The 9,950-nt window shown below is 38.8% G+C and carries 9 protein-coding genes; all 9 read right to left on the reverse strand.

Going from position 1 to position 9,950, the window contains the following annotated elements; genetic code table 11:
- Nucleotide 1: 1 nt before the first annotated feature.
- Genes AACZ87_RS10510 through AACZ87_RS10550 form a run of 9 tightly spaced genes read right to left on the reverse strand, consistent with a single transcriptional unit; the run spans nt 2 to nt 9,923 of the window.
- Entirely contained in the window at nt 2–1,150 is a 1,149-nt protein-coding gene (locus AACZ87_RS10510) for a DUF4221 family protein (protein ID WP_339866982.1), read from the reverse strand.
- Nucleotides 1,150–2,301, reverse strand: coding sequence for a DUF4221 family protein (locus tag AACZ87_RS10515; RefSeq protein ID WP_339866984.1), 1,152 nt, complete (start codon nt 2,299–2,301; stop codon nt 1,150–1,152). The genes AACZ87_RS10510 and AACZ87_RS10515 overlap by 1 nt, the downstream gene beginning before the upstream one ends.
- Entirely contained in the window at nt 2,294–3,412 is a 1,119-nt protein-coding gene (locus AACZ87_RS10520) for a DUF4221 family protein (protein WP_339866985.1), read from the reverse strand. Before AACZ87_RS10520 ends, AACZ87_RS10515 begins: the two co-directional genes overlap by 8 nt.
- Nucleotides 3,405–4,568: a DUF4221 family protein gene (locus AACZ87_RS10525; RefSeq protein ID WP_339866987.1), complete on the reverse strand. Its 1,164-nt coding sequence runs from the start codon at nt 4,566–4,568 to the stop codon at nt 3,405–3,407. Before AACZ87_RS10525 ends, AACZ87_RS10520 begins: the two co-directional genes overlap by 8 nt.
- Complete coding sequence (locus AACZ87_RS10530; protein WP_339866989.1) at nt 4,561–5,709, reverse strand: DUF4221 family protein; 1,149 nt, start codon at nt 5,707–5,709, stop codon at nt 4,561–4,563. Before AACZ87_RS10530 ends, AACZ87_RS10525 begins: the two co-directional genes overlap by 8 nt.
- 6 nt (nt 5,710–5,715) lie before the next feature.
- Nucleotides 5,716–6,837 carry a DUF4221 family protein gene (locus AACZ87_RS10535; protein WP_339866990.1) on the reverse strand — a complete coding sequence of 374 codons (1,122 nt, stop codon included), beginning with the start codon at nt 6,835–6,837 and terminating at the stop codon, nt 5,716–5,718.
- Nucleotides 6,838–6,843: 6 nt separating this feature from the next.
- A complete protein-coding gene (locus AACZ87_RS10540) occupies nt 6,844–7,995 on the reverse strand; it encodes a DUF4221 family protein (protein ID WP_339866991.1) in 1,152 nt (383 codons plus the stop codon).
- Nucleotides 7,996–8,001: 6 nt separating this feature from the next.
- The gene (locus tag AACZ87_RS10545; protein WP_339866992.1) at nt 8,002–9,150 is read right to left on the reverse strand and encodes a DUF4221 family protein; all 1,149 of its coding nucleotides are present in this window, start codon (nt 9,148–9,150) and stop codon (nt 8,002–8,004) included.
- Nucleotides 9,151–9,152: 2 nt separating this feature from the next.
- Nucleotides 9,153–9,923 carry a DUF4221 family protein gene (locus AACZ87_RS10550; protein WP_339866999.1) on the reverse strand — a complete coding sequence of 257 codons (771 nt, stop codon included), beginning with the start codon at nt 9,921–9,923 and terminating at the stop codon, nt 9,153–9,155.
- Between the last annotated feature and the right edge of the window lie 27 nt (nt 9,924–9,950).

Here is a 9,950-nt window from a genome sequence, read left to right on the forward strand (position 1 = left end):
TTTATTCCTTATCAAAAATCGATTTTAACCTCACAAATCCCATTTCGTCATTGATATTGATAAAGTTATAAAGCATCCCGTCCTTAAAGAATGGTTTTCTGAAATTATAAAACTCTTCAAGTTCTTGCTCTTTGAGCATCTTAAAATCAGCATCAAAAAAGGTGACTACCTGCTTGAAAACAACAGAATCCGCAATCATGCGGTCTTTGTCTGTACTCAGTCTCCAGAAAATATTTTGCTCAGGTAATTTCAAAAATTCATCAAAAGAAACTTGTTCGTTTTTTGCTTTCTCAGCATCCGCCCATTCTTTATTTGAGTGTACCTCATTAGAGTAATTTGCTTTTTTTTCGTTGGCTGTAAGGCTTGCGCTAAAACTGAAGTGATCAAGGCTGTCCATGTTGACATCATAAGTATACACTTCGTTGTACGCCGAAGATGAGATGACCAGATTATGATCAATGAAACTCAAGTATGAATATTCGCCAATACTAATACCCGGGGCATTGCCTTCTTGATGCATGATTTCAAATTGCTTTAGTTCTTCAAATAAGTCCATTGAAACATATTTATTCAAGCCTGAAGCTAAATCAATCACAACAATTCCTGCTGCTGGAGTTTTGTAATCAAAGTTGACTAAAGTGCTCGCGAGTAATTTGCCGTCATCAGAAAGTACGCTGGTCCAGCCAATTTTCTCTTCCTCTTTTTGATCATTATTTTGAATTTTGATTTGATCAAATTCAATGGTATTGACCAGTTTCCCTTGCTCAGAGACGATGTGGATTTTATACTGCCCAAACAAAGCGATGTTACCATTTTCCAATACCTGAATTTTTCCATAATAAGGGAGCCCAATTCCATCAGGACCTTCTTTTTCCAATTGGACTGTCTTCTTTAATTTGAGATTGTCCAAGTCCACAATCTCCAGTAGATAGGTTTCGGGATTTAGATTATAGAGTAGTTTTCGATCTTCGGAAACATCCGACAAACTCAACCCCCAGTTGAGGAAAAAAAAGTGATCTCCTGCATCTATCATCACCGTGTCTACTGCGTAGCTGAAATCAAAGGCTGCATCTTCCCTACTATCGGACTTCTTCTCAGAAGAACAGCTGGCGAAAGCCAAGGCTAACACTAAACAACTGTAGTTTTTCATTAGTCAAAAGTTGGTTGAAGTCTTATAAAAGCCATTTCGTCCTCGATGTTGATGAATTGATAGTAATCTCCGTCCTTGATAAATGGCATACCTGTCATCTCCCAATCTTCCAACTGGAATTCACCTAGCTGATTGAGATCCATGTCAAAGAATGTAAAGAAATAATTCTTCACCACTGTCTCCTCTTTCATGTGGTCAAATTCAGCAGAAATCCTCCAAATCATGTCTCGTTTTGGATCATGCATTAAACTGAAAAAGCTGACCTCTTTACTTCTTTCCTTCATCGCCTCCTGCATGGCCTGTCTCGAATCAACTTTTCTGGGATAATTCCCCTTTTTACTATTTGAAATCAAGTTAGACTCATAGGATTTTACAGTTATTTCCAATGTTGACTTATCGAGTACCCAGAGCTCATTGATAGCTGATGGTAGGATAACGATCCTGTCTTCTAGTTCCAGAAGCTCGACGGACTCGCCGAATTTTCCAGCCATTTTGGTTTCATCATTCATCTCAATTTCTATTGCAAATTGCTCTAGCTTCTCCAGCTGTGGAATCGGAATCACATTCACTTCTGAGCTTACCAAATCAATTTTAACTAAGCCTTCGTTATCGAAAGGTTTCTCATCAAGACCATACCAGCAATAAAATATCGCACCATCAGCGCAAAGGAGACCTCTAGATTTGAGTGTTTCATTTGGAGCCAGAGCTTCCGCATCCAAATCTTCTCTTTTAAAAGAATAATAGGTCGCTGTGTTAGTAGGTAAGTCTAGTTTAATTACCCTGTTTTGTGCAGCAAACATAAACTCATCCTTTGATAGAGCTTTGTAGTCACCGAAATAGGGAGTTGTCCCAATCCCATTCGGACCTTCCTGTTCCAATGGAACAACTTCAGAAAGCTTCAACTCATCCAGATCAACGATCTCCATTTCGATTGTTTTCGCATTGAAATTGAGCAAATACTTGCCATCTGGACTAAGGTCTGATGAAGCGAGGTTTTGCTGCAGGAATAAAAAACTATCCCCGGAATCCACCATGAGAGTATCTATGGTGTAGGAAAAATTAAAAGGAACAGCTTCTGAATCACCTGATTTTTTCTCCGAAGAGCAGCTGGCGACTAAGATTGCGAGAATTAAACAGTTGAATTTATTCATAGTTAATTTTTGGTGTTAAGACTTCAAAAGCCATTTCGTCATTGCTATTGATGAAGCGGTAGATTTTACCGTCCCGGATGAATTTGAATCCATGATAATCTCCTAGGCCTGCTTCTTCATGGATCAGATTAAAGTCTGTATCGAAAATGGAAAGAATACCTTTTTGATCGAGAAAACTGATCCTGTAATACAATTGACGTTCGAAGTCATACATGAATTTTCCAAAATCAGGCTCTTTGGCCCGAGCTCTTGCGGACTCTTCATATCCCTCCATGGTGGCTACTTTTCTTTCAAATTTCCCCGGCTTTTGGTCAGGCAAAAGATCAGTTTGAAAGTCGTAGGTTAGCAGACTGTCCTTCTCCACGTCGTACACAGATACACCATTGATTGAATTCTGAGAGATGACAATTTTAGAATCGTTTAGCAAAAGGCTGAAATTGTCCCCTTTAGTCATTGGCATCATATCGGCTATTTCCGCTGTTATGGTAAATTCCTCCAGCGCAGCCAGTTTGGGAACTTCGATTAATTTCAATTCGAATGTATTCAAATCTATAATTGCCAACCCATCTGCCATGCTGGATCCTCCCCTGCCTTTACCGGAATAGGTGCCATAGAATTTAGAGCCGTCAGATGAAATGATTCCATCAAAACTAATCAGCTCACCCGTTCCCAATTGCTCTTGGATACGCTCATCACCATCCCAATTCAAGGATCTTTTCAGAATCCCATTTGCATCTATATGTCTCAGACCTGTGAAGGAGGAAAAGAACAATTCACCTGAATCGGTTATATTGATCATGTCTACCCCGAAGGTTCCTATACCTGTGGGCCCTTCTTTCTCAAACTTGATAGTATCGATCAACTCTCTTGTATCCAAGTCTATAATATCTATTCGGTATTTAGGATGGTTGAATGTGTAGAGCTTGTCTTCATTGGTGAGGGTGGAACCAGCCAATCCTCTGTTCAAAAACAAAAATTCCCCTTTAGAGTCGATGTAAACTGTGTCCAGCTCATAAGAAAACTGGAAATTCTTGTTTTCCCCATCAGCTTTTTTTTCTGAAGAGCAGCTTGCAGAAGCAAGGAGTATCAGTAAAAGTATAACCCTATTCATCTTTAAAATTTGGTTTGAGCCTCACAAAAGCCATTTCGTCCTCCATATTGAGAAAGGTGTAAAGCATTCCATCGTGGACAAAAGTTTTGGCTGCAAAATAGTATCCTGGAATAGTCACCTCTTCACGCATTTTTACCTCATGAAGCTGATTCAGTTCTTCATCAAAAATCGTGAGAACGTAGGCATAATTATTTTCACTATCATCTTTCTCCCGGCTGTAGCGATAGAATCTGCCAGAATCCTCATCCTTCACCAAAGGACCAAAAACTACTTGATCATTTTTTAGTTTGCTTGCTTCATTAAAAGCATCCTGAGAATTGGCATCTATCGGGTAATTGACCACTTTCTCATTTTGAGTAAACACACTTGAATATTCCTTATAAAAAATGCTGTCCTTGGCAGCATCATAGTACCAAAGAGAATTTTTGGCCGTGGTAGAGACGATAAAGTTTTGGTCATCTAGTGTTAGAAACTTACGCTCAGGAGAAGAGACAGCTCTGCCATCTCCCACATCCATTTTGATCGTATACTTGTCCATATCAGCCCAAAAATTCAGTGGAATAAGTTGAAGCGTGCTGTCAGAAAAAGTGATTTTGGCTATTCCGCGTATTCCACCTTTTTCTTGATAGTTTCCATAAAAGCTTGAGAAGTAATTTCCATTCGAATCTATCTGCCCCATGCCGTCTATTTCTTCACTTTCTGCCAGCTCATCTCCGTGCAGAAATTCATTTGTCAATCTGTAAGAGGCAGTCTTAGTATCCGAAGAGTCCAGCTGGTTTAACAAATAATAATTCATGAAGAAAAAATCACCGGTAGAAGCCTTTTTCAAACCCGTCATTGCCATTTCTAAAATACCATTAGGTCCTTCAAGCTCATACTGAACAAGCTTTTCCAAGCTGTTATTTTCCAAATTAATAATTTCTACTCTACCGGATTGAGGGTTAATATTGTATAAAAGTCTCTCTTTAGCTGAATAATCCGAAAAGTATATATCCATATTCAGAAACAAGAACTCATCCTTGGCATCGATCATCACTGTGTCTATTTCATAGGAAAAACTGATGGAGTCAACCTGAGTGTTTTCAACACTATTTTCTGCACCGCAACTGGCTAAAACTGCCAGAATAATCGGGGTAAGTAGTCTAAGTTTATTCATAGGTAGGTTTGATTCTGACAAAACCAAGCTCGTCTTCCAGGTTGATGTAAGAATAAAGAGCACCGTCTTTGAAGAAAGTAAGTGAACCCTTTTCAGAAAACTCCACCTTTTCCTCGTGCAGCTGGGCGAGATCCTTGTCAAAAATTGTAAGCACAATATCGTAGGTGGCTGAATCGCCAATCATGCGATCGAGTGAAGTACTAAATCTCCAGAATTTCTCATTTTGATCATCGTAATGAAACTTGAGGAAATGAATCTCTTTTACTTTTTCCATTGCGAGATCCATTAGCTCTTTATCAGAACCAGCAGTTTTCTGAAAATTACCTTGCTTGGCATCGTCGGTAAGTTCAGAGTGAAATGATTTTTTTTCTACGCTGCCATCAGAAATGCTTACTTGATAGATTTCATTATATGCTGTAGTTGAAATAAGAATTTTGTCCTCAAATGGGAGGTAAAAAACTGTCTCTGAGACAGACGTTTTAGAATCCTCATTAGGTCTAAATACAATTTCAAATTGTTCGATTTTTTCAAAAATATCCAGTGGCACTTTTTTTAGTTCCTTGGAATTGAGATTCACTATGGCGAGACCATTTTTGTGGCTATTATCCTGCTTTCCATAGTTGCTAAAGTAGAATTTCCCATCATCTGACATAAATCCCTCAGTGTATATCTTTTCAACCTCTGACAATGATTCTCCTTTCAATGAGTCTGATGAAAACCAATACCTACTTTTCTTATCCTTCGCTGCATTGAGTTTAATCATGTGAGACCAATTATTCAGGAAGAGTTCGCCGGAGTCAGAGACATGAACCATTGGTATATATGAATTCGCAGCGTTAATTCCTGTTGGGCCTTCATTTTCCAGCTTTATCACCTCCTTGAGTATTAACTCATCTAGGTCAATAACTTCCAATTCGGGAACGGTTGGGTTGAAATTATAGAGTGTTTTCTTATCTGAGCTGAGGGAAGATGAACGTAAAAACTTAGCCAAATAAATAAAATGATCAGCTCCGGGATCTACCTGCACAGTGTCTATTTCTACCGTGAAGTCAAGATTGGATGAGTTGGTGGATTCTGCGCTGTCTTTTTCACCGCAGGATGCAAGAATAATTAGAGATAAAAATGGTAAGAGTTTTTTCATAGTTTATTAGAAATCAAAAGTGAATACAGCAAATCCCAATTCGTCTTCGACATTGACGTAGGAGTAGAGTTTGCCGTCTTTGAAGAAATAATGTGATGGGGGCCGTTCTAATCCCTCTATCTTTTGCTCACCGATTAAGTTTAGCTCACTATCATAAGCATAGAGGAAGACCTCTGACTTTTTGGAATCTCTGATTCTCTTATTCCCCAATCGGAAAAACTTCTCTCTACTGCTATCCCAGATAAATGTATCGTATGTGATCTCCGACCTAATCTCTGAAACTATTTCACTGTATTCCTTTTTGGAAGTTACTTCCAGCGGGTAGGTGCCGGTCTTTTCTTTAGCAGTCAGTTCGTGTGGAAATCCTACTGAATACAAACTGTCAGATGCTGGATCATACTTGTAGACCGAGCTCGTATTGCCTGCAGTGACGGCTATCTTTTCATTCAGTTTATTGAGGTGAATGTCTTCAGCTCTCAAGTCAAAAGAATCACTTCCTTTGAGCATAATTGTAAACTTTTTTGAATTTAGAAGCTCAGGCATATCCCAGGTTTTTAAGGATTTGCTTTGCAGATTAATTCGTACAAAATTCCAATTTCCTTCAAAGAAATCGCCCACTATAGCATAAGCAAAATTGCCATTACCAGATATTTGCATTTCAAAGGGTAGCTGAATTCCCTGTTCAGCTTCAGTCTCTGGATCAGAAAAATTGGATAATCTCAAATCCAATTCCTTATTTCCCTCTGCATTGAAAATTCCTTGAGCTTCATCTGAGACGATGAGAAAACGATCCTGACTTAGAGACTGAAAGTTGGAGAGGTAAGTTCCTGTTCCATTTGGCCCTTCTTTTTCAAATTGAAACGTGGACACGAGGGCTCTTTTGTCAAGATCGATTTTTTGAATTTTAGATTGCTTTTCATCAAATAGATATACCAAATTCGGAAGCTGAGACGCCATATGAATCATTCCCGAAAGATTAAATAGCTCCTCACCAGAATCCATGACTATCGTATCCACGGAGTAAGTCAGATTCTCTAGGATATTTCCAGATTCAGAATTTTTGGAACTATCTTTTTCATTGCAAGAAACAAAAGCAATAAAAAGAAGAAATGGGTTTAGCTTTCTCAAAGTCAGTTAAAACTCAAAAGTGAATACAGCAAATCCCAATTCATCTTCGACATTGACATAGGAGTAGAGCTTGCCGTCCTTGAAGAAGTAAGAACTTGGGATTGTCTCCAATCCGGCAATTTTGGTTTCTCCTAATACATTGAAATCTTTGTCGTAAGCAAAAAGGTATAATTCATAGCTGCTGGGATCACCTCTGTTTTCTCCCAAAAATGTCTTTTTCCCAAATCGGATGTACATTTCTCTAGTATCATCCCATTTGAAATCCATGAAATTCAATTGCTCAGCAATTTTTCTCCGGTCTTCCTTGAAACTAGCTTCGTCACTTGATACTTTCTGAACGGTGATATTCCACTCGTTTGGTACGGTGATATGCTTGATGTCTATGAATTCTATACTATCCGCTTGGCTGCTCAGTCTATAAACTCCACTCATCGTCCCTCCCGAGATCAGCACTTGGTCATTTTGAATTTCCATGTAAGCAGAAGGTCCATAGTAGGATGACATCGTACCATCCGCAGTCTTTTGGGTAAAAGTGATAGCTAAATCTCCTACGCTTTTCATCTTAGGCAGAGGATAAGATGTGTAGGTTTTGCTAGCAGGATCAATCACCCAGAGTTCATTGTCTTTTATAATTTCGCCGTACGGTTGAGTGTAAAATTTTTCGCTCTGGAAATCATAGATAGAATTACCATAAATCTTCATGAAGTCATTGGTGTATTTTTGATCAAGCCCCTCTGGAAAAATCTTGAGATTTTCAATCATTTCACCTTTTGCAGTGAAAATTCCCTGACCATTGAAACCCTTGATAAAAACATCGGGTGATGGCCCTGCCTCTAGGTTACCAATAAATGAGCCTACACTGTTTGGCCCTTCTGTCTCAAACTCAGTTATGCTGAGAACTTTCAGCTCATCCAAGCTGACGGTCACGAGTGAAAGGGGCTTGTTTTGGAAAAAAAGTAGCTCCTTTTTGTCTGGCGACAGATCAAAAGCTCCTAATCTAAAACCTAAGCTGAGAAAGTCATCTCCAGCATCTACTACCACGGTATCCACGGAGTAAGTCAGATTTTCCAGGATATTTTTCTGTTCTGTGGATTCGGATTCTTTGCCGCCGCAGGAAGCAAGTAATGCTAAAAGTGGAATTGTCAGTAGTTTTTTCATAAATGCTTAAAAATCAAAGGTGAAAACTGCGAAGCCGAGCTCGTCTTCGACATTGACATAAGAATAGAGTTTGCCGTCTTTCCAGAAGTAGGAACTTGGAACTTTCTCCAATCCTTCAATTTTTGTTTCTCCTAATACATTGAAGTCCTTGTCGTACGCAAAAAGATATAATTCATACTTTCTGGGATCTGCTCTGGTTTTTCCCAGAAAAGTCTTTTTCCCAAAACGGAGGTACATCTCTCTAGTCTCATCCCATTTGATGTCCAAATAGTTTAGAGCTTCGTTTACCTTTCTTTCGTCCTCCTCAAATTTGCTTTCGTCGCTGGACTCCTTCATCACTTCGAAATCCCATTGGTTTGGGGCTATTTGATGCTCAATATCGATGAATCTAAGGCTGTCAGTATTGGTGTCCAAGCTATAAAAACCGCTCATCGCGCCACCAGAAATAAATAAGTGTCCGTTTTCAATTCCCATAAAAGTTTCTGGTCCAAGAAAGCGAATCATTGTTCCCTGACTGGATTTTGTTCTATAGGTACCGGAAAAATCTGTAACTAATTTAACTTTTGGAATGGGAAAAGATTGATAGGTCTTCGAGTCGGGATCAATGCTAAATAAGGCTGGTTCCCCTAGGACCTCAGTTGAAGGTTGTGTATAAATGCGGTTTGCTTTAGAAGAGTAAATTGTGGGTCCATACAATTTTAAATAATCATCTTCTAATCCTGGAGGTAAGCTTGCTGGAAATATTTTGAGCGTTTCCACAAGTTTTCCTTCAGTACTGAAGTTTCCAATACCTACATAGCTTTTGATGGCCAAATTACCTTCATGACCTACTTGATAATCTACTATATAAGGCCCCACTCCATCTGGACCTTCATGCTGAAACTCCGTTTTGCTGTTTAATTTCAAGTTGTTCAGATCCACTTGAACTAGTTTTAAAGGATCTCCTTCAAAAAAGAGCAATGTCTTTTTGTCATGAGAAAGTCTTGGTGCTATACCATAACTTAGATTAAAAAAATCTTCTCCAGCATCCACCACCACCGTATCCACCGAATAGGTCAGATTTTCAAGGATATTTTTCTGTTCTGTGGATTCGGATTCTTTGCCGCCGCAGGCTGAGAGTAGGGCGATAAGAGAAATGGCGAATAGTTTTTTCATAGTTACTTTTTAAAATTAAATGTGAATACAGCAAAGCCGAGCTCATCCTCCACGTTGACATAGGAGTAGAGTTTGCCGTCTTTGAAGAAGGGAGATTCCAGTCTGGATTCTATATTATCCAATCGTGTCTCACCGAGAAGGTTTAAGTCTTTGTCATAGGTGAAAAGGAAAACTTCAGATTCTTTTTCCAATTCAGGCGTTTCCTGGGGTATTAAATTGTAGCCTAATCGGAAATATTGCTGTCGCTTCTTATCCCATAAGAACTTATCAAAGCTTGTTTGATATTTGAATTTGGCCCATTCGGAAAAAAACCCATTTTCATCCTCAACCTCATTTTTTACTTCTGCTGATTTTCTTAGAGATACTAGTTGGTGAGGAAATTCATATAAATGAAGCGAGTCTTTATGATAGTCGTACACATAACTGTCTGAATTTGCACTGCTAGTGATGAAAAGCTTATCGTTCAAAATCTTTAAATTAATGGCTTCCTTTACTCCCAAATAATTTCCCCCTTGCTGCATATCTATCTTAAACCTTAAAGTTGAAAGCATATTAGGCATGGAAATGCTTTTTCCTGTTTTGGTTTCTGGATCTATAATAATTAGTCTTACATCTGTACTTGTTTTGTAAGGATTAGTCAAGGCAAAGAGGTGCTTTTCATCAGATGAGATGTGGGCTTTATAAGTGATCAAGCTTTCTTCATCTATATCAAGACCCTCTATTTCCCTAAAATTGTATTTTAAACCACTACTGTCCGAGAAACGGTTTAAAATTTAGGGGAAACTTCGTTTGAGAAGCTT

Source organism: uncultured Algoriphagus sp. (genome assembly GCF_963974365.1).
Lineage (GTDB): Bacteria > Bacteroidota > Bacteroidia > Cytophagales > Cyclobacteriaceae > Algoriphagus.

Excerpts from the sequence above, each read along its gene's own strand:
- AACZ87_RS10510 (WP_339866982.1), bottom strand. The coding sequence starts at position 1,150 with ATGAAAAACTACAGTTGTTTAGTGTTAGCCTTGGCTTTCGCCAGCTGT.
- AACZ87_RS10515 (WP_339866984.1), bottom strand. The coding sequence starts at position 2,301 with ATGAATAAATTCAACTGTTTAATTCTCGCAATCTTAGTCGCCAGCTGC.
- AACZ87_RS10520 (WP_339866985.1), bottom strand. The coding sequence starts at position 3,412 with ATGAATAGGGTTATACTTTTACTGATACTCCTTGCTTCTGCAAGCTGC.
- AACZ87_RS10525 (WP_339866987.1), bottom strand. The coding sequence starts at position 4,568 with ATGAATAAACTTAGACTACTTACCCCGATTATTCTGGCAGTTTTAGCC.
- AACZ87_RS10530 (WP_339866989.1), bottom strand. The coding sequence starts at position 5,709 with ATGAAAAAACTCTTACCATTTTTATCTCTAATTATTCTTGCATCCTGC.
- AACZ87_RS10540 (WP_339866991.1), bottom strand. The coding sequence starts at position 7,995 with ATGAAAAAACTACTGACAATTCCACTTTTAGCATTACTTGCTTCCTGC.
- AACZ87_RS10545 (WP_339866992.1), bottom strand. The coding sequence starts at position 9,150 with ATGAAAAAACTATTCGCCATTTCTCTTATCGCCCTACTCTCAGCCTGC.